The 18940-nt window shown below is 56.3% G+C and carries 18 protein-coding genes and 1 tRNA gene; 7 read left to right on the top strand and 12 right to left on the bottom strand.

The annotated features are described in order from the left end of the window. The first annotated feature begins 6 nt into the window (after positions 1–6). Genes hutU through hutG form a run of 3 tightly spaced genes read left to right on the top strand, consistent with a single transcriptional unit; the run spans position 7 to position 4060 of the window. Positions 7–1665: a urocanate hydratase gene (gene hutU, locus OEU85_RS04885; protein ID WP_262690330.1), complete on the top strand. Its 1659-nt coding sequence runs from the start codon at positions 7–9 to the stop codon at positions 1663–1665. A 29-nt stretch (positions 1666–1694) separates the two neighbouring features. Continuing rightward, the gene (gene hutH / locus OEU85_RS04890; protein WP_262690331.1) at positions 1695–3248 is read left to right on the top strand and encodes a histidine ammonia-lyase; all 1554 of its coding nucleotides are present in this window, start codon (positions 1695–1697) and stop codon (positions 3246–3248) included. After that, positions 3242–4060 (top strand): N-formylglutamate deformylase, encoded by an 819-nt coding sequence (gene hutG / locus OEU85_RS04895; RefSeq protein ID WP_394805384.1) that lies wholly within the window; start codon positions 3242–3244, stop codon positions 4058–4060. The genes hutH and hutG overlap by 7 nt, the downstream gene beginning before the upstream one ends. Here hutG and OEU85_RS04900 read toward each other — a convergent pair. The 4 genes from OEU85_RS04900 to OEU85_RS04915 form a co-directional block, all read right to left on the bottom strand. Next, positions 4044–4499 carry a methyltransferase family protein gene (locus tag OEU85_RS04900; RefSeq protein ID WP_262690333.1) on the bottom strand — a complete coding sequence of 152 codons (456 nt, stop codon included), beginning with the start codon at positions 4497–4499 and terminating at the stop codon, positions 4044–4046. The genes hutG and OEU85_RS04900 overlap by 17 nt on opposite strands. After that, the gene (locus OEU85_RS04905; protein WP_262690334.1) at positions 4489–4956 is read right to left on the bottom strand and encodes a MarR family winged helix-turn-helix transcriptional regulator; all 468 of its coding nucleotides are present in this window, start codon (positions 4954–4956) and stop codon (positions 4489–4491) included. The genes OEU85_RS04900 and OEU85_RS04905 overlap by 11 nt, the downstream gene beginning before the upstream one ends. Positions 4957–5385: 429 nt before the next feature. Then, positions 5386–5799, bottom strand: coding sequence for a VOC family protein (locus OEU85_RS04910; RefSeq protein ID WP_262690335.1), 414 nt, complete (start codon positions 5797–5799; stop codon positions 5386–5388). A gap of 12 nt (positions 5800–5811) precedes the next feature. Further along, the gene (locus OEU85_RS04915) at positions 5812–7131 is read right to left on the bottom strand and encodes an amidohydrolase (protein WP_262690336.1); all 1320 of its coding nucleotides are present in this window, start codon (positions 7129–7131) and stop codon (positions 5812–5814) included. A gap of 230 nt (positions 7132–7361) precedes the next feature. Between OEU85_RS04915 and OEU85_RS04920 the strand changes: the two genes are divergently transcribed. Next, positions 7362–7451, top strand: a tRNA-Ser gene (locus tag OEU85_RS04920). Positions 7452–7534: 83 nt separating this feature from the next. Here the strand turns inward: OEU85_RS04920 and OEU85_RS04925 are convergent. From OEU85_RS04925 to OEU85_RS04960, 8 genes are read right to left on the bottom strand one after another with little or no spacing between them, the layout of a single operon-like run. Then, positions 7535–8524, bottom strand: a complete 990-nt coding sequence (locus OEU85_RS04925) for a hypothetical protein (RefSeq protein ID WP_262690337.1) — start codon at positions 8522–8524, stop codon at positions 7535–7537. Then, positions 8521–10272 (bottom strand): motility associated factor glycosyltransferase family protein, encoded by a 1752-nt coding sequence (locus OEU85_RS04930; protein ID WP_262690338.1) that lies wholly within the window; start codon positions 10270–10272, stop codon positions 8521–8523. Before OEU85_RS04930 ends, OEU85_RS04925 begins: the two co-directional genes overlap by 4 nt. Positions 10273–10314: 42 nt before the next feature. Beyond that, positions 10315–11373: a Gfo/Idh/MocA family protein gene (locus OEU85_RS04935; RefSeq protein ID WP_262690339.1), complete on the bottom strand. Its 1059-nt coding sequence runs from the start codon at positions 11371–11373 to the stop codon at positions 10315–10317. Then, a complete protein-coding gene (locus OEU85_RS04940; protein WP_262690340.1) occupies positions 11374–12336 on the bottom strand; it encodes a class I SAM-dependent methyltransferase in 963 nt (320 codons plus the stop codon). Positions 12337–12338: 2 nt separating this feature from the next. Then, positions 12339–13034 (bottom strand): acylneuraminate cytidylyltransferase family protein, encoded by a 696-nt coding sequence (locus OEU85_RS04945; RefSeq protein ID WP_262690342.1) that lies wholly within the window; start codon positions 13032–13034, stop codon positions 12339–12341. A gap of 28 nt (positions 13035–13062) precedes the next feature. After that, positions 13063–13686 (bottom strand): SIS domain-containing protein, encoded by a 624-nt coding sequence (locus OEU85_RS04950; protein WP_262690343.1) that lies wholly within the window; start codon positions 13684–13686, stop codon positions 13063–13065. A gap of 15 nt (positions 13687–13701) precedes the next feature. After that, complete coding sequence (locus OEU85_RS04955) at positions 13702–14640, bottom strand: phosphoglycerate dehydrogenase (protein WP_262690344.1); 939 nt, start codon at positions 14638–14640, stop codon at positions 13702–13704. After that, positions 14637–15356: an inositol monophosphatase family protein gene (locus OEU85_RS04960; RefSeq protein ID WP_262690345.1), complete on the bottom strand. Its 720-nt coding sequence runs from the start codon at positions 15354–15356 to the stop codon at positions 14637–14639. The genes OEU85_RS04955 and OEU85_RS04960 overlap by 4 nt, the downstream gene beginning before the upstream one ends. A 182-nt stretch (positions 15357–15538) precedes the next feature. Here OEU85_RS04960 and OEU85_RS04965 point away from each other — a divergent pair, with 182 nt between their 5' ends. The 3 genes from OEU85_RS04965 (at position 15539) to OEU85_RS04975 (ending at position 18899) form a co-directional block, all read left to right on the top strand. Next, positions 15539–16339, top strand: a complete 801-nt coding sequence (locus tag OEU85_RS04965; protein ID WP_262690346.1) for a 2-keto-4-pentenoate hydratase — start codon at positions 15539–15541, stop codon at positions 16337–16339. A 125-nt stretch (positions 16340–16464) separates the two neighbouring features. Continuing rightward, positions 16465–17997 (top strand): hypothetical protein, encoded by a 1533-nt coding sequence (locus OEU85_RS04970; RefSeq protein WP_262690347.1) that lies wholly within the window; start codon positions 16465–16467, stop codon positions 17995–17997. Positions 17998–18071: 74 nt separating this feature from the next. Next, the gene (locus OEU85_RS04975) at positions 18072–18899 is read left to right on the top strand and encodes a class I SAM-dependent methyltransferase (RefSeq protein ID WP_262690348.1); all 828 of its coding nucleotides are present in this window, start codon (positions 18072–18074) and stop codon (positions 18897–18899) included. Positions 18900–18940 lie beyond the last annotated feature (41 nt).

Here is an 18940-nt window from a genome sequence, read left to right on the forward strand (position 1 = left end):
ACGCAAATGAAAAATCGCCCGGATATCCACGCGCCGCATGGTGCAGATCTCACATGCAAAAGCTGGGCAACCGAAGCGCCCATGCGCATGCTGATGAACAACCTCGACCCCATGGTAGCGGAAAACCCGGAGGAACTGGTGGTTTATGGCGGCATCGGCCGGGCCGCGCGCAATTGGGACTGTTATGAGGCGATTGTCTCCACCTTGAGGGGGATGGAAGAAGATGAAACCCTCCTGGTGCAATCCGGCAAGCCGGTCGGCGTGTTCCGCACCCACATCGATGCGCCGCGGGTGCTGATCGCCAACTCCAACCTCGTGCCGGCATGGGCGAACTGGGATCATTTTAATGAGCTCGATAAAAAGGGCCTGATGATGTACGGCCAGATGACCGCGGGTTCGTGGATCTATATCGGCAGCCAGGGCATCGTGCAGGGCACCTATGAAACCTTTGTCGAGATGGGCCGCCAGCACTTTGGTGGCAGCCTCAAAGGCAAATGGATTTTGACCGCAGGCCTCGGCGGCATGGGCGGCGCTCAACCACTGGCGGCCACCATGGCGGGCGCAAGCTGCATGGCGATTGAATGCCAGGAAAGCCGCATTGAATACCGGCTGAAAACTGGCTATCTCGACACCCGCGCGGACACGGTTGAAGACGCTTTGGCGATCATCGAGCGCGCGCACAAGGAAGGTACGTCGGTCTCCGTCGGTGTGCTCGGTAATGCCGCTGCAATCCTGCCGGAAATGGTCAAAAAAGGCATCCGCCCCGACGCGCTGACGGACCAGACCTCCGCTCACGACCCGGTGAACGGCTACCTGCCGATCGGCTGGACAGTTGAAGAATGGTTCACGAAGCGCGAGACTGACCCCAAAGCCGTGGCCGCCGCTTCCAAACCTTCAATGGCGGTGCATGTGCAGGCGATGCTTGATTATCACCGCATGGGTGTGCCGACGGTTGACTATGGCAACAACATCCGTCAGGTCGCGTTTGACGAAGGCATGAAAGACGCCTTCGACTTCCCGGGTTTTGTACCGGCCTATATCCGCCCGCTCTTTTGCCGCGGTATCGGTCCGTTCCGCTGGGCGGCGCTTTCGGGTGACCCGGAAGATATCTACAAGACCGACCAGAAGGTGAAGGAGCTGATCCCCGACAACCCGCACCTGCATAACTGGCTTGATATGGCGCGCGAGCGTATCCAGTTCCAGGGTCTGCCCGCGCGCATCTGCTGGGTGGGGCTTGGTGACCGGCACCGCCTTGGCCTCGCGTTTAACGAGATGGTTAAAAACGGGGAGCTAAAAGCGCCGGTCGTGATTGGCCGTGACCACCTTGATAGTGGCTCGGTCGCGAGCCCGAACCGGGAAACCGAGGCGATGAAAGATGGTTCTGACGCCGTGTCTGACTGGCCCTTACTCAACGCGCTTCTCAATACCGCGTCTGGCGCCACATGGGTCAGCCTGCACCATGGTGGTGGTGTTGGTATGGGCTACAGCCAGCACTCGGGCGTTGTGATCCTGTGTGACGGCACCGAGGCTGCCGCGAAGCGTGTGGGCCGTGTGCTGTGGAACGACCCGGCAACAGGTGTGATGCGCCACGCTGACGCAGGATACGAGATCGCGCAGGACTGTGCACGGGACAAGGGCCTCAACCTGCCAATGCTGACAAAGTAATTTGGCAAAGTAAGAGAGTAGGGCAGTTTATGAGCAAACATCAGATGGTCCGCAAAGCGGGCGAGTTCAGCCTTCAGGACCTGAGGCATATCTATGAGAAACCAACTGAGCTGGCGCTTGACCGGTCTGACCAGGGCCGGATCGAGGAAGCCCGCAAAACGGTGACAGACCTCATCAGCCGAGGTGAAACCGCATACGGCATCAACACCGGCTTCGGCCTGATGGCAAACACGCGCATCAAATCGGCGGATGTGGAACGCCTGCAGGAAAACCTTGTGCTCTCGCACGCCACCGGCACGGGCGAGCCACTGAAGGATGGCGTCGTGCGGCTGGTGCTTGCGCTCAAGTCCACGTCGCTCGCGCAGGGGCACTCGGGCGTGCGGCCCAAGCTGATTGACGCGCTTCTGGCACTCCTTGCTCACGAGGTCTATCCAGTGATCCCGGCGAAAGGGTCTGTGGGCGCGTCGGGTGATTTGGCGCCGCTTGCTCATATGTCTGCGGTGCTGCTGGGCTACGGCGACGTGCGCAAGGACGGCAAGGTGATGAGTGCGAAGGACGGTCTCAAGCTCGCGGGGCTTGCGCCCATGGCGCTGGAGGCCAAGGAAGGCCTCGCGCTTCTCAACGGCACGCAGGTTTCAACCGCACTCACGCTCGCGGGCCTTTTTGAGATCGAGAATGTCTTCGCCTCCGCCATGGTCGCGGGCGCGATGAGCGTGGACGCGATGAAAGGCAGCGATGTGCCCTTTGATGCACGCATCCATGCTGTGCGCCGCCAGCAGGGGCAGATCGACACCGCCGCCACCTACCGCGCGCTGCTCGATGGATCGGAAATTCGCCACAGCCATGATGATTGCGAAAAGGTACAGGACCCTTATAGCTTAAGGTGTCAGCCACAGGTGATGGGGGCAGCGCTTGGTGTGATGCGGCAGGCGGCTGAAACCCTGCTCACCGAAGCAAACGCGGTAACCGACAATCCGCTCATTTTCCCCGAGGAAGGCGATATCCTCTCGGGCGGCAACTTCCATGCCGAACCTGTGGCGATGGCCGCAGACATGCTGGCAATCGCGGTATGCGAGATCGCGTCCATCTCCGAACGCCGCACCAGCCTGCTCGTCGACCCCAAGATGTCTGGCCTGCCAGCATTCCTCGTCAAGGACGGTGGCCTCAATTCGGGTTTCATGATCGCGCAGGTCACGACGGCGGCGCTCGTAAGCGAAAACAAGACCTACGCCCACCCCGCCAGTGTCGATTCGATCCCGACATCAGCAGGGCAGGAGGACCATGTATCGATGGCGACCTTTGCCGGACGCCGCCTGCATGACATGGCGGAGAACGCGGGCGCAGTGATCGCCATCGAACTTCTCGCGGCGGCGCAAGGGGTTGACTTCCACCGGCCGCTTCGGTCCAGCGAGACGCTTGAGAGCGCGCATGCGCACATTCGGGAACTGGTGGATTTTTATGAGCAAGACAGGTATTTTGCGCCGGATATAGAAGCCGTGCGTCGCTTGGTGGCGGCAGGCACCCTCAACCGATTTGTGGATACCTTGCTGCCTTCGACCCACCTCGGGAGCATACAATTTTGAGTGCCGTTTATACATTGAGCAGGGGGCACAGCCCCCTTATCGTTTCCATGCCGCATAGCGGTGAAGCACTGGGCCCGTTTGCCCCGCGCATGACGGACGCCGCGCATCGGATCGCGGATACAGACTGGCATTTGCCGCGCCTGTACGCCTTTCTGGGTGATATGGGCGCGACGGTGCTGTCCGCGAACTATTCCCGCTATGTGATTGACCTGAACCGCGACCCGTCGGGCAAAAGCCTTTACCCCGGCCAGAATGTGACCGAGCTTTGCCCCACCACCACCTTTGCGGAAGAGCCGATCTACCGGCAAGGCGAAACGCCGGGCGTAGCGGATGTCAGCGAGCGGACCAAAACATACTGGCACCCGTATCACACAGCACTGACGGCAGAGATCGAGCGCGTGAAGGCGGAACATGGTTACGCGCTGTTGTGGGATGCGCATTCCATCCGGTCCCACGTGCCGCGCTTTTTTGAAGGATGTCTGCCAGACTTCAACCTTGGCACCAATGAGGGCGCATCATGCGATGCGGGGCTGGCGCAGCAGGTATACACCGCAGCGAAAGGGGCTGAGAGCTTTACGAGTGTGCTCAACGGTCGTTTCAAGGGCGGTTACATCACCCGGCGGTACGGCAACCCGGCTGAGGATGTGCATGCCATCCAGCTGGAGCTGGCGCAAATTACCTATATGGATGAGAGTTATCCCTTCGCCTACCAGGACGATATTGCGGCCAAGGTTGCGGCCCCCATCCGCCGCATGATGGAAGCCATGCTGGCGTGGCGGCCTGAGGTTGCCCGGCTCAGATCCAGCGCCTGACACGGGCCTTATATGCCAGATAGTCCTCGCCGAACGTCTCGGTCAGCATGCGCTCCTCGCGGCGGATGAAGTAGTGCTGGATAAGGCCAATGAAGACGATGACCGGGATCACCGGCGTCCAGCCGCCGGTAAGCGGCCACAACCCAAGAAGCAGCAACGCCATGGCGACATACATGGGGTTGCGGGTGTAACGGTAAGCACCTTCGGTAACCAGCTTGTGCGACGGCTCGCCCGGAAAGAATGTCGTGCCCGCAGCGATAAAGCGGTTCTTCTCCCGGAACGCCAGCCACACGGCAAAGGCGCATAGCGGCAGGCCGTAAAAATGCGCGAACGACTGCCCCGTCTCCATCCGCCCCAGAGTATGCATCGCAATGGCTGCCAAAATCATCAGATGCGGCGGGAATATGCGGTAGGGGTTGTGGTGTTTGTCAGATGGCATTATTTGTCTCCTCGCTCAACTCGCCCAGAACATTCGCGATCAGCTTGTCCATCAGGCCATGCGCCGCGCCAATATCGCTTGCGGGGATGCCACCAAACAAGGTCTCCAGTAGCGTGGCTTCGGTTTGTTTTATCTGTTCAAAAAGCGCACCGCCCTTGTCGCTGAGCGTAATCAGGTGGGAGCGCCGGTGGGCGGGGTTTGGGCGTTTCTCAATAAAGCCCTTTTCCAAAAGACTGTTCATGCGCACCTGCATGTTCTGCCGGGACACAATAAAAAGACGCGCGAGATCAGGGACGGTGGCGGGGCCCCAACCGCGCAGCCGTTCCAGCATGGCGCGCTCGGCCGCGCTGATGTCAAACTGCTCGCAATACTGATCGCTCAGCGCACCCAGCAGTTTGAAGGCACGGCGCAGTTTCCATGTCAGCAAATAGCGCGGATCCTGATGAATGTCGGTCACGTCTTTCTCCTATATTGACAAATAATATGTCATTATGACAACTTAATTGTCAATATGTATTATGAAGTGATGAGCGCTGATCCGGCGTTGAAGTTGTACCAGCCCCGAAGGGTTGGCAGGACCTTGAGGGTATCAATTCACCTTTGCCTGCAGGGCGTGGGGATCAAGTCAACCGAGCGGTGCGGGGCGAAAAAAATCACGAAACTTGTCCAGCGGTCGCGGCTGTTTCCGTCGATCCGGCGGCCAGGGTCTTCGCCGGAGGACACGGCGCAGGCGATAGCGTCACAGTCCTGAGCGTTGAAATCGCAGATCTCGATTTTCTATTCGTCTAGAGCGCTGCTAAACTCGGGTGCACATAAAGCCCTGGCAGGTGAAACATCCTGCCAGCGTTCCAATTTACCCGGCTTCCTGGTTTGGATAGGAGGTGCCCTACTTGGCGAACAGCTGGCTTTGGTCCTTGAAGGCTTTGAATTCAAGCGCGTTGCCGGCGGGGTCGAGAAAGAACATGGTGGCCTGTTCGCCCACCTCTCCCTCGAACCTTATGCCGGGCTCGATGATGAACTCGACCTCGGCGGCCGCTAGCCGCGTGGCGAGCGCGTGCCAGTCATCCCATTCGAGCACCACACCGTAGTGGAAACTGGGCACGGCTTCGCCGTCCACATCGTTGTGGTCCGGCTGGCCGACGGGCGTGCCAAGGTGCACGACAAACTGATGGCCGAAGAAATCGAAATCCACCCACCGGTCTGACGAGCGGCCTTCAGGGCAGCCCATCAACTCGCCATAGAAGGCCCGTGCGGCTTTGAGGTCATCCACGGGGACGGCAAGATGAAAAGGCTGCACCATGAGGTCTCTCCGTTATTTTTTCATCAGGTCCATGACCGCGATGGTCATGGCTTCAACACCTGCCTTGATTGAAGGCTCGGGCGCGATCTTGAACAGCGGTGAGTGGTGGCCGGAAATCGCAGGTCCGCCTTCCTTGGCTGCGTCGATCCATTCCTGCGGTGTGCCGCCAACATAGAAGTAGAAGCCCGGCACGTCCTCGTCCGTCATGGTGAATTCGGAGAAATCCTCCGCGCCCATGCCGCGCTGTACGTACGGCAGCAACTGGTCTTCGCCCATTTTCTCCTTCAGTGCCTTATCAAGACGGACGGTCAGTTCGTCATCATTCACGGTGGTGGGCGCGCTGGTGAGCGAAAGCTCGACCGTTGGCAGCATGTCCTCTGGCAGGCCTGCCACGCGACCGGTGTTCTCGGCAATGCGCTTGATACCCTGCAGCAGTTTTTCGCGCACGGCTTCGTCGTTCGAACGCACCGTCAGCGTTAGTTTCGCTTCGTCCGAGATGATGTTGTTTTTGGTGCCTGCGTGGAAGGTGCCCACGGTAACCACGCCCGGGTCAAGCGGGGAAATCTCGCGCGAGACGAGGGTCTGCAGCGCATTCACGATCTGCGCGCCAATCACGATCGGATCCTTGCCCATGTGCGGGGAAGCGCCGTGGGTGCCCACGCCGTGCACGGTGATGTGCACGCTGTCCGAGCTTGAGAACATAATGCCGCTTTTGTAGACAACCTTGCCCGCAGGGACACCGGAAGCGACATGCAGCGCCAGCGCGTAATCAGGCGTGCCGAAGCGCTTGAAGATGTCATCCTTGATCATCGCCTTCGCGCCGGAGATCACCTCCTCCGCCGGTTGGCCCACCAGCATCAGGGTGCCCGACCATTCATCCTTGTGCTTCACGAGGCGGCGGGCGGTGCCGATAAGGCTGGTGATATGTACGTCGTGCCCGCAGGCGTGCATCACCGGCCTCTCGATGCCGTGCATATCCACCTGAGTGGCTTTGGACTGGTAGGCAAGCCCGGTGTTTTCCTTCACTGGCAGGCCGTCCATATCGGCGCGGACCATCACCAGCGGGCCGTCACCGTTTTTCATCATCGCGACAAGGCCCGTTTCGGCGACGCCGGTGGTGACATCAAAGCCCAGCGCTGTCAGCTCATCGGCGATCTTGGCTGCCGTGCGTGTCTCGCGGAAGGAAAGCTCCGGATGTTCGTGAAAGTCTACAAACAGCTTTTCAAGGTAGGGGTAATCGTCCGCGACCTCGTTTTCCAGATCAGCGGCGAGCACGGGTGCACTCATGGCTGTGGCCATCAGCAGGGCCGCGGCGTGTTTCAGGTATTTCATGTTTCTGTCCCCCTTGAGCAGGTTTTCTAAAGTCGTCTTCTGTTTGTTGCGTTATTTTTCACTTCCGGGCGATAGTTGTGCATATCCGCCCCCGGCTTGGCAATGGGGCTTCTCGCGCCATGCCGTTTCACAGCTGAATCTAGGGGATTTTCACCGCGCGGCGAATTTTTTTTCAGCCCCGTGAGATTGTGTCGTTGACTCGGGGGGGGCGCTTGGGTATTCACGGCGGCGGAGAGGTGGCCGAGTGGCTTAAGGCGCTCGCCTGCTAAGCGAGTTGGGGCTAACGCCCCTCGCGGGTTCGAATCCCGTCCTCTCCGCCACTTTCCCTATCTGTTAGCAGGCACAGGATACGGGGCACCTCATGCAAAAATGGGGTGTGGTTATTTATCTATGCGCTGCGGCGTCATTGCCCGGCATACCCCACTAGACGGTCAAGCGGATGATAGACTGCGTCGCGGGAATATTTAGCCTGTGCAAAATCGATCATATGTTGTGCGATTTTTGTGCGGTAATTCTCATCGGTCATCAGGCGATAGCTTAAAAGCGCAGCGTCTACCGGAGCACTGAAGCGAAGGGGGGGGATAAGGTCCTCCGCCAGATTTTCCGCGCAGAGGCATGGCAGGCCGTGCCGAGCAAACAAGGCATGTTTGTCGATTGCTTCAATCCCGCTTTCCGGCGGTATAACCGCCATGCAGGCGCTGTTAACCTGCGCATTGATCTGCTCTTCCGATTGCATTGATATCCATTCAACCCCGGCAGCGGGCGCGAGGCCGAGGCTTGAAAAAGCATCGGGCAACCGCAGGACCAGATGCGGGCAAAGTTCAAAGATAACCGGCCATATGGTATCAATGAAACGTGCCGTAACGGCAAGGGTGGCACTATTGGGTTCAAGGCACATCAGCATGCCGGGCCGATCCTTGAACCAGGCGTCAGGCCTGAAGCCTTGTCCGGCGGAAATGCTCTCAACCGGTATGAACGCTTTTCCTGTGTCCCGCGCCGCTGGATACGCATATGGCAGAAGGCACTCTGGCTCGGGGCCAGCATGCTGCTCGGTTGGTGACGCGGAGAAAAATACCAGACCCGATTTCCCGGTGTCGCCGGGCGGTATTGTTTCGGGGTCAAGGTCCGTGTCGGTGAGCACCATGCTGTATTCTTTGGGAAAAATACGGGTGACCGACATATGCTGGTGCCGGCTGGTCCAGGGAAGTAGCCGGATGGAACCGCCAAGGCTCAATTCCCCTGCAGAGAAAGATACCTCGTTGTCCCGTACACTCGCATCAACGGGGATGCCCCTGAAAGCAAAATGGCGCAACAACTTTATAACGCGCCTGCGTTTATGGTTCAGCACGTTGTCCGGCAAAGACTGGAGCAGAAGAAGGGCGTTTTTTTTCATTCCGGTATCTTCTCGGCTTCCAGCGCGTCTTTGAAGGCCACGCGGTCAAAAATCTCGAGATTGCCGCCATGTGTGGCGTTGCGGATAAATCCTCCCTGCAACCGCATGAAAATGTCCGCAGTAAGAAAAGAGTCCGAAATGCTTCTGAGCTCCGGCGGGCTCCACGGTAAGCCCGCCCGGTAGTTTTTGATAAAATGATTACCGTCCCCCATGGCGCTTCTGTTGCGGTCGTCACATTCGCTATCGCGGGAATAGACAAAACGGAAGTCGGTTCCGTACAGATAGAATTTTCGGACGCCCATGTAAAAGGCAAGCTGCATCGCGGCAAAGACACTGGACCCGCCCGCGGTGACATAGGTTGAAGCGTCAGGAGAAAACACCGACGGGAAGCATGCCAGTTGCCTGAGCCAAGTGAAAGGTGCGTCGACCTGTGGTCGGTTGGCACTTGCAAAAAATACCGGGGCAACGGCGTTTTGTGCAATATCTTCGCTGAAATCGATAATCATCTGCTCATCGCCGCACAGGACATAACTTGGTCTGAAATCTGTCTTGTCATAGGCAAGGTGAAGCCGGTTGAAGCCGAAGGTCAACGCGCTGGAAAGCTGCTCGAGATCCTTATGGCGAACACTTGGGCCATTGCCGATAAACCAGGCGGCCTTTCCCTTGTGGATGTCTTTGAAACTTTTTACCCCTGCGTCGCCTTTGCCCGCAAACAGCACGTCCTTGTCGGGAAAACTGATGTTGCAACCCAGGGAATGAAGGGCAACAGGAGCGTTTTTTTCGAAGGTCTTCTTGTTGATGAGAAGATCGCGCCCCTTGATCTCCAACACTCGGCTGTCGGGGGTGGAACTTTGCTGTGATATGCTTGGCTTGTGGAACCACCACAGGACGTCAATGCCCTCGTTCTCGCCACGGGTGGTGGTCAGGATATTGCCTGAGACTATATCGTAATCCGCTCGGGGAGGGGCTGAGTACGTAACCCCATCATGCTTCGGCTTGCGGATGGTCAGCGTAGTATCTTCGGGCTGCGTATCATCAGGTAGAATTGCCATGACCTGAAAGAGAGTCCACGTGCCGTCGCGTGCAAGGCAATCAAAGGATATATTGTCACAAACCCTCCCCGAAGAAGTACACAAAGTGGCTGTAAGGTCATTTGGCTTGATAGCGCCCCAATGGATCAATCGGGCGAGGAAAAAGCGGCTGAGCGGATTGAATACGGCGTGTTTGTCAAGTTGCTCAAAGCCATGCAATGGCCGTGAGCCATGCGCCCCGGCCAAGTCAAGGATGACACCGGCAGCGTCGCCAATTTGCCCTTCGGCAAAACTGATGTGACGATCAAACAAATCGCTGTAGGCGCTAAGGGCGCTATTGGAAGCCGTGGCTTCGTCGTCGTCCTTGGTGAGCAGGCAGAGGCTGGCTCGCGCGAAAGTTTTGCGTATGCTGATAGCCAACGGCAGCAGGCTGGCGTCCAGCAGACAGATCACGGATGGGTTTTCTGCCTCAATCTCACTTGCCAGCCGCTTTTTAAGGGACAGGACTTCAGGCAGGACGCCGGCGTCGCCATAGCGTGCGAGAATTGAATGGCTGAAGGGGTGACACATAGCAAGCCCAACGGGCACCGAATGCGGGAGTAACTCGAAAATCCTGACAGACGCCGCAGTATTGAGTGCCGACCATAATTGACCTGTGTCCTGCTCCGGTCCGCATGCCGGAAATGTCGGGCGGCTGGTCAATAGCAGGATGTTCATAAGGTCAGCAGTCCTTGCTTGCGGTTCAAACCTGATCAGATGTCAACGACGAGCCGCATATATACCAAATACCAGGCGCATTGCCCGCAAGGCATCGTCCGACGTGCCGGATGATACCGGCGTGTCCGTTTTGACGGCCTCCAGGAAAGCTGCCACTTCCAGTTCCCAGCTGTGATCGTCGTCGAAGAAGATTTTTTCCTCTTGCGGCGCCGGGCATAACCCTGTGTTGGCCGTCATGTTTTTTCGGGCATGAACAAGGATTTCCTCACCGTAGGAGCGAGTTGACGAGAGGATGCCCTCAAGATTGATGTAGCCGTCTTCCAGACAAAGCTCCAGGCTGAACTTGTGCCGCCACTGTGTCGCTGATGAATGAAGCATGGCAACTTGCTGCGTGGGTGTGCGCAACAGCGCAAAGGCATTGTCCTCGAGGGATATTTTCCAGTGCATGGTCTGGACAAAACTTTGGATATCGTTGAAGTCACCGCCGAGGAAGTAACAGAAGAGGTCAAGCATATGGATGCCCTGATCCAGTAAAATGCCGCCGCCGGCTTCCTCCGGGTCATTACGCCATATTTGTTCAAAATCGGCGCCTCCCATTTTGCCATAGACACCTCGCGCCCAAAGGACTTTGCCGTAAATCCCGCTGTCGACCATGTTTCTCGCTTCCATGACCGCGTAATGAAAACGGTGATTGAAGCCAAATTGCAGTTTCAGGTGCGGATTTGCCCGCTCGGCAGCCATGATCCGCTCAATATCAGCAATGGTCCGCCCCGGCGGTTTTTCACAAAATACGTGTTTACCATGCTCCAGTGCGGCACAAACGATGTCTGGGGCAAATTTGTTTGTGGTGGCGACAAAAACAACATCAATATCTGGCGCGCTGACCAGCGCATGGTGATCGGTTTCAACCCGGATATCAGGAAAGTCAGCGCACTTTGATGGGTCAATATCTGCGGCGGCCACAAATACAACATCATCCCTGGCGGTCAGCACACGTGCCCGTGTCTTGCCCACCTTCCCCATGCCAATAATGGCGGCACGAAGGGGTAATCTGCTGCGAGAGAACGCAGATGAGGCGGGGGTTGTGTGGCACGTAGGCATCTAGTTTTTAACCCCCACGGCCAGCATATGGGAACTCAGGAGGCTTTTTTGTAAAAAACCCTGAAACTGTTCGCTGGCAAAATCATTGCGATTATTGAGAAAATACTCCGTGAACCTGTCAAGCTTCAGATGTTTTTGAGCCCTGATGCGCTTCACAATCTGGAGGTCTAGGTGTCCTGGCGTGGACAGTTCGCCAACACTAAAACCCGCACGCTCCATAAGTAACGACATGCCTTCCACCGTGAACAGGTTCATATGCTCAGCGGGCTTGAGGTCCGAGTGCTGCCAAAGTGTCAACAGGTCATACCCACTGCCAGAGCGTACCGAGAGTATGAGGTGCCCATTTGTGCTCAGTTGCTGGTAAACCTTGGCAATCGCGGTGCCTGGGTCAGGGAGCCGTTCAAAAATATCGAACGCCGCAGCTATTGCATATTTTCTATCACCTTGAGGGTCGACATCATCATGCCAAGGAGCAGGCTTGGAATGAACCGGGGTGATGGCATCTGCGGCGAGGACCTCGGCCAGCATGGTATGTTTGGGGGCTAACAGCAGAATGCCGTTCTCACGGTGGTCGCTTTTCTGCAACAACGGAATCAGTTTGTCGGCTTGTTTTCTGGCTTGATCCTTTCTGAAGGGGGCAAGCGCTGTTTCGTGGTCTGCGGACTGTATGAACCGGCCATAATCGGATTGCTCATAATATTCATGCAGCATGTTGGCGGTGGGGCGGGGCGACATGTAAAGTGTTTGACAGACTTGGCACGATTGGAAACTGAAGCCTGATCTGGCAAAGGCGAACTCCCGTTTCGCGGCAGCGCAGGCCGGGCAGTTGCTTTGGATAAAATGATTTTGCTGCTTCAGGAGCGAAGCCTCCGCCAACCGCTGTCTGGCGGAAAGCTCCGCGAAAATCTCCGGTGGATGGATAAGGCTTTCATCGGTAATGCCAACAATCGTTGTTCTTTTCACCGTTATCCGCTCCTTTCCTGCCTGTGCTGCTGATTGTGGCTGATGCCAAACAGTGCGGTCGCTACATCCAGGTCTTCCTGTGTCTTGATCACATGCCCTGCCATGCGGTTAACGGGAAAATAGCCGACGCGGCCAGCATAGGTGGCGCATCGTCCCGCCGTATGGGCCGCGAGGAAGGAAGCATACCGCCATCCTGTGATCGCCCATACGATCCGTTGGACAGGGACCAGATCCTGCGAATTTGTCTTTTCGTTGAAACTGAAGTTAACCGGCCTGCCTTCGTGCACACATTCCAGGTTTTCCTCTACCACGCTCATAAACGCATCATGCCCGCCATCTGTCATCGCCACGACGAATTGGCGTATCTCTGCGGCGGTCAGGAGCGGCGCGATGGAATGAACCTGAAACAATAGATCGCACGTGTGATTGTGCAGGAATTCGGCAACGAATTGCTCGCTGGTTGCGTCATTGTCGCCAAGTTGCTGCGGCCGTTTGTGAAACCGCGCACCCTCGGTTTTTGCAACCGGCGCAAAGGCGTCGTCTTCGGAGTTGATCCATACTTCGTCGAAGATGTTGGCTTCCAGACAACGGCGCACAGCCCAACTGATAAGCGGCATGCCATTAAAGGGCTGCAGGTTCTTATGCTTGAGGCGCTGACTACCCATCCTTGCTGGGATCATCGCAATTCGTTTGCTCATTCTTTTGCCTTTCCAGGCGTTTCCATGGTCAGAAAGTGCGTTCTTCAACAAGGGCCAAAGACATTTCCTGATGCCTCAGGTATTGCATGAGTATATGCATGAGAGATTGGTGGATATCTTCAATGATACCATAATTGTCGCAATCAATATGCAGGTTGACGTCAGCGAGGTTGCGGCTTCTCCCGCCGCCAAAGCCGGTCAACGAAATCACTTGGTTTTTCTTCGATTTAGCTACCTTCACGGCACGTACAATGTTCTCTGAATCACCAGATGAACTGACCGTCACCAATATATCAGCGGGGCGCAGCATACTGTCCAGTTGGTACGCGAAGATCTCCTCAAAACCAATGTCATTTCCAATGGCCGTGATGACCGGGCTTGTGCTTGCCAAACTCATGATCCGGGGTGCGAGGCTGGTGTCGGACCTGAGCGTTTTCAGTGCATCGCAACAGAAATGGTTTGAAATTGATGCAGAACCACCGTTACCGCAGACAAAAATCACGCCGCCGTCCCGAATGCAGTCGGACAGGACGGCTGCTGCTTTATCAAGCTGTTCAGGTTTGACGGTGGCTGCGGCTTTTTGATGTTCGTCAAAATAGGCCGAACAATAGGCACCGGCAGTACTGTATTTTTGGGATGGAAACTGTTTCATGGCTGCGCTCTTAAATTATTCAATGAAATTCACCGCATCGATTGCGCTGTCGAGGCCATTGATGGCCGCCCGTCCCATGGCTAGTACGGCTTCTACTGAGCTGCCGCCGATGTGGGGGGTGGCGACGAAGTTGGGTAGTGACAGAAACCGGTCATCATACATTGGTTCCGACGCAAAAACGTCAAACGCGGCTGCGCGCAGCGGGTTTTTTTCAAGTACCTCAAGCAGTGCTTGCTCGTCCACTATTCCGCCGCGCGCCGTGTTGATTAGAATAGAGCTCGATTTCATGGTTTCTAAGACGTCGCGCGAAAACAGGTTACGGGTTGTGTCATTCAGGGGTACATGAAGGCTGATAATATCCGCCTGTTCAACAAGCTGCGCGAGTGACACCTCCCGCGCATCATGCTCTTGGCAAAACTCCCGCCTTTCAGCGATATCATTGACGAGGATACGGCACCCAAAGGGTTGCAACAGCTTGATCAGGTCTTTTCCGACATTGCCGCACCCGACGACCCCCACGGTCTGGCCGGAGAGCAAGCGGCCGCTGTGTTGCCGCCATCGCCCCGCTTTGATTTCACTGGTGGCGTAGGGAATTTGGCGAAGCATCGCAATCGCAAGGCTGATGACAAGTTCCGCGACCGAGCGACGGTTCACACCCGGGGTCCAGCCCAGCCGGATACCGGCATCGGCAAGCGCGTGCAGGTCGATCTTGTCCAGGCCGACACCATATTTTCCAACGACCTTGAGCTTTGGCAGGCGCGCGATAATCTGGGCATTTAGTACTTCAAGGGCAACCACTGCTTTCTCTGCGTTGCCAATAAAGTCGATGAGTTCGTCGCCAGACAGGCTTGCGCCCTCGTCGTTGAACCGGGTGTCCGGGTAACGGGCCAGCAGTTCGGCCCGAAGGACAGGATGGGCCGAAAACGAACGGGAACAGACGGCAACGCTTGTCATATGAGGCATTCTTCGTTGGCGACGGTGGCCCGCAGCAGGTCAGGGCTCCCGGCGGTTACATGCAAGGGGCTGTCAGCGTCTGGCGCGCCACTCACGCGAAAGTCGCCGCGCGCCGCCTTCAAAATCGCGAGGCCCGCAGCAACATCCCACCAGAAAATACCATCCTCATGATAAAAATCTGCACGGCCGGACGCCACATAGGCCAAAGACATGGCGGCCGAGCCGATCATACGAACTTTTTTCCACCTGCCGAGGCCATGTGCAAACCGGGATAGTGAGGTTGAATCAAAGTGTCCACCAACCGGCAGGCCGGTCATCAGGCATGATTGGTCCACCCCACGCGCGCCCGAAACGGTTATGGGGTGGCCGTTACAGCTTGCAGGGCTATTTTCACCGCCCAAATAAATCTCGTTGTGTGCGATGTCGTAAATAGCACCAAAAAGGGGCGTCCTGCCGCAGCACACTGCGACCGCGATACAAAAGGCCGGCTGACCCCGCCAGTAATTATAACTGCCGTCAAGGGGGTCAATAACCCAATACAGGTCAGCTTCAGAGGGTATGCCACCGGTCCACCCGGTCTCTTCACTGAAAGCGGGCATTGTCAAAAGCGTCTGCAGATCGCGCACTAGGTCTGCGTTCAAACTTTGATCAGCTTCCAGTTTGATATCCCGTCCGGCGTTGTAGACCGCCTGGCTCAGCGTTTCCCGCATCCGCATGCAGCGCTTTCCAGCGTTTTGCAGAATGGCCGCAACCGACTGTGAGAATTCTGGGGGGAAATATGTCATCTTGTTGAATTATATTGAGTTAATAGAAAAATTTAACTTAATTCTATCGCATGCTTTATTGGGATGAGGCAAGCGAATACCCTGTCGTTCATAGCTAATTGGGAAATACTCTGATGATGGCGCCAATTTCAGAAAAGCTGGCTGGGCCCTGGTATGACGGTGGGTTCGTTGAATTGGAGCTGGGTGAGAGACCCACGACCCTTTCAGCGGCGGAAATGATGCAGGATCAATTTATAGCCGGGCTCGGTCTGGTCGCTGCGGGCTGGAAGCTTGGGGCGTCTAACATAGCGTCCCAAACTGCGTTGGGCCTGCCGCGACCTTTCTCTGGTTTGCTGCCTGCGGACCGTGTTTTTGCCAGCGGGGCCACCGTCGACGTCTCCGGCTGGCGGCATCGCGGTGTTGAATGTGAGCTGGCGGTGTCGTTGCAGCAGGATATCGAGCCGGGCACCGGAAAAACGTTAGGCCGGGATGAGACTTTGTCCCTGCTTGGGCCTGTGCATCCGGCGCTTGAGATCCCGGAAACACGTTTTAAAACACTGGCAACCACTGAAGGCCCGCTTGCTCTTGTCGCAGATAACGGCGCCAGCGGACGTACAGTGATAGGGCCCGCCAGCGATATCATGCTTGGGCATAAGGGGGTGGACTTCCCGGTGGAGCTGACGGTGAACGACCGCCTGATGGTAACCGGAAACGCTGAGGCGTTGATCGCCGACCCGCTCGACCTTGTCACTGATCATATAAACCGGATGCTGGGGCGAGGCTATCGGCTCAGGCGGGGAGAGTTTGTGCTTTTGGGAAGTCTGACGCCCTATCAAACCATCGATGCCGACGGCGAGATCAAGGCTGATTTCGGTGCGGTTGGCACGGTCCAGATTACGTATTTTGGTGTATCCGGCACACCAGCCAACAGGTGAAGGCTGTGCCCTGTCGCATCACTTGTTTAATTTGACGTCAACAGAACGACGCCATAGACTTCCTGCGACCGTTGCGGTGAGGGCGTGATTTGTACCAACGATCTGAGATTTAAAGGTTTTTTCATATGCAGAACTGGGCCATTGTCTGCGGGGCGATACGTTCACCTATCGAGTTCAATATTACGATCAACGCCGCAATGGAGTTTCGTAAGCAGGGCCTTTTGCATGGCATCATCGTCTCCACATGGAACGATACCTTCCGCGAGATGCAAGGCCTGAAGCAGGATCTGGTCAGCCGGGGCATCATTGTTGTCGAGGTGCCGGGCCTGCGCGAGGGCGGAAACGGACAAACCTTTCGGCAGCACCGGCTTTTTGAGGCTGGCATAACGCACTGCCCGGACGGTGTGGCTGTTTTGAAACTGCGGTCTGACAAAGCGGTGCACCGTCTGCATTATTTTGTCGAGCGTCTCAGGACCGGCCCGGTGCCCACCTTGCCTTGTCAATCGATCTTTCAGGTGATGAAGGCGAAAATATCGGTTCAGGCGGCTTCGGTCTCCATGCCGTTCAATCATGCGGACGTTGTTTTTTTCGGACTGAAGGAAGACCTTCGCCGGCTTTGCCATATGGACCAGTTTTATGAATGGGCTTTTTATCCTGGCAGCATGAACGCGGAGATTCGGTGGTTTTCCCGGCCCTTCCTCCGCGAATTGAAAATATTCCGGCAGTTTTTTGAGTATTTCAACAGCCGGACCATCTCGCGATATGTGATCGAGATGGCGGAGGCTGGCAATTTCGATGCGATTCCCGACATGGTGATGGATGTTATTGCTGCCAACATTTTGTGTGTGTACTTTAATTTCGACATCGCCTCGCCGGATACTGGCAGTGACCGGGTTTCGGTCCGGCAACTCTTCGGTTATGGGGGAAGCTCAACGTCGAAGGTTATTCCCATGACCATGACCAAGCAGGCGGCCTGCTATAGCAACCATGCCATTGAGGCAATGGCTCAGGAACATTTTCCTGACGAGGACGGCGGGAGCCACATGAAGGCTGCGTTCGCCCGGCTGCGAGACGCAGAATATGCCGGCCGGACGATACCGCTCGCCGAGTTGAAGTCTATCCGGCAGATATATTTTCCCGATACAGAATTTGATAATAGCGCGCAGTCCCCCCTGAGGCTGGCCTCTAATGTGACCTGGGTTGATGCTCCCGCGACGGAGGACCCGCTTGCCGTCCATCTGGAGAGGGCTGTGTCCGCAGGAGAACCTGACGAAGACCACGGCTTTGTCCAACGGTTCATTACCGAAAACGCCGTCAAAACAGATCTTGCGACGCTTTATTATACGATCGCTCAAAAATACAGGACAGGAGACGATGTCCCTGTCAGTGAAAGACACGCTCACTATTGGTTGCGCCTGGCGGCGGAGGGGCGCTATCGTCCTGCGGAAAAAGCTTGGGGGGATGTCCAGAAAAGTAGTGGTGAATTTGATTCAGCCGCCCAGTGGTACCACAAGGCGGCCCTTCGCGGAGACGTCGCGGCTCAGAAGGAACTGGCTGTGCTTCTTCGGGATCATAAGATTACGTCTGTCAGCGAAAGCTGGCAGAAGTGGATGGAAGTTTCTCAGCAGAATGGTGGTACCGGTGAGCTGCCATTATAGGTTTTAAACAACAACTAATCATCCGGGCGCAGATGTAATGTTTTCGCCCGGCCGAAGCGATTGAGAGTTATTTTATGAACATGTCAAAAGACGCCTCCCTGGAACGTTATTATGGCTTCAGGGAAGTGGTGGGTTGCACGACCGCCCCACAGGCGGCACTTATGGCCTACTTCCTGAAGGCCTTGAACGACACAGGTGTGCGTGGTGATGTGTTGGAAATCGGCGTTTATCGTGGCCGCTCATCCATGCTGTTTGGCTTGTATCTTCACGGCCGCCGGCGCTTACATCTCGTTGACCCGGGCTTGAAGGGCGATGTGCTTGAGGAGCTTACACGGAACTTGACGGACATCGCACCATCGATGGACTTCGAAAGGGACGTCATTATCGATATGCGCATGTCGCAAGAACTGCAGTATGACTATGCGGTGCAGAACCGCGGCCAGTATGCCTTCATTCATATAGACGGTGGGCACTCCATGCTTGACGTATACAGGGACCTGCAGCAGGCGGAAAAAATGCTTGGCGAGAAAGGCATCGTAATTTGCGACGACTTTTTTGCTGCTGGTCGACCCGCTGTAACGGAGGGGGTGTACAAATACCTGCATGATCATCCCGGCGTATTTAAAATTCTGCTTACCGGTTATAACAAGGCAGTCCTCGCTCGGGCGGACCGGTACGAGGAGTGGTGGGTCAGGATCATCAACAGTCTTGGTGAGTATCTGGAGAGCAATTGGCGACCAGTGCAAATACATCTTTATAACTCTCCTCTTGAGTTTCCAACGCTCGGCCTTTCGGAGCGTACAAAGGAGCAATGCCCATTTGGTGGCTATTTTGAGCGGGAAGAAAGCCATGCCCTGATCGCGGCATTGTCGAAAGCCGTTGGGGCACAGGGTAACAAGTGATCGCATACCGGATCGACTTCACGGGCCGGGTGACCGCCAAC

Origin of the sequence: Kordiimonas aestuarii, from assembly GCF_025574465.1 — a bacterium.
GTDB lineage: Bacteria > Pseudomonadota > Alphaproteobacteria > Sphingomonadales > Kordiimonadaceae > Kordiimonas > Kordiimonas aestuarii.

Coding starts and splice junctions, on each gene's coding strand:
- hutU (WP_262690330.1), top strand. CDS start 7: ATGAAAAATCGCCCGGATATCCACGCGCCGCATGGTGCAGATCTCACA.
- hutH (WP_262690331.1), top strand. CDS start 1,695: ATGAGCAAACATCAGATGGTCCGCAAAGCGGGCGAGTTCAGCCTTCAG.
- OEU85_RS04900 (WP_262690333.1), bottom strand. CDS start 4,499: ATGCCATCTGACAAACACCACAACCCCTACCGCATATTCCCGCCGCAT.
- OEU85_RS04910 (WP_262690335.1), bottom strand. CDS start 5,799: ATGGTGCAGCCTTTTCATCTTGCCGTCCCCGTGGATGACCTCAAAGCC.
- OEU85_RS04915 (WP_262690336.1), bottom strand. CDS start 7,131: ATGAAATACCTGAAACACGCCGCGGCCCTGCTGATGGCCACAGCCATG.
- OEU85_RS04925 (WP_262690337.1), bottom strand. CDS start 8,524: ATGAAAAAAAACGCCCTTCTTCTGCTCCAGTCTTTGCCGGACAACGTG.
- OEU85_RS04930 (WP_262690338.1), bottom strand. CDS start 10,272: ATGAACATCCTGCTATTGACCAGCCGCCCGACATTTCCGGCATGCGGA.
- OEU85_RS04935 (WP_262690339.1), bottom strand. CDS start 11,373: ATGCCTACGTGCCACACAACCCCCGCCTCATCTGCGTTCTCTCGCAGC.
- OEU85_RS04945 (WP_262690342.1), bottom strand. CDS start 13,034: ATGAGCAAACGAATTGCGATGATCCCAGCAAGGATGGGTAGTCAGCGC.
- OEU85_RS04950 (WP_262690343.1), bottom strand. CDS start 13,686: ATGAAACAGTTTCCATCCCAAAAATACAGTACTGCCGGTGCCTATTGT.
- OEU85_RS04955 (WP_262690344.1), bottom strand. CDS start 14,640: ATGACAAGCGTTGCCGTCTGTTCCCGTTCGTTTTCGGCCCATCCTGTC.
- OEU85_RS04960 (WP_262690345.1), bottom strand. CDS start 15,356: ATGCGGATGCGGGAAACGCTGAGCCAGGCGGTCTACAACGCCGGACGG.
- OEU85_RS04965 (WP_262690346.1), top strand. CDS start 15,539: ATGATGGCGCCAATTTCAGAAAAGCTGGCTGGGCCCTGGTATGACGGT.
- OEU85_RS04970 (WP_262690347.1), top strand. CDS start 16,465: ATGCAGAACTGGGCCATTGTCTGCGGGGCGATACGTTCACCTATCGAG.
- OEU85_RS04975 (WP_262690348.1), top strand. CDS start 18,072: ATGAACATGTCAAAAGACGCCTCCCTGGAACGTTATTATGGCTTCAGG.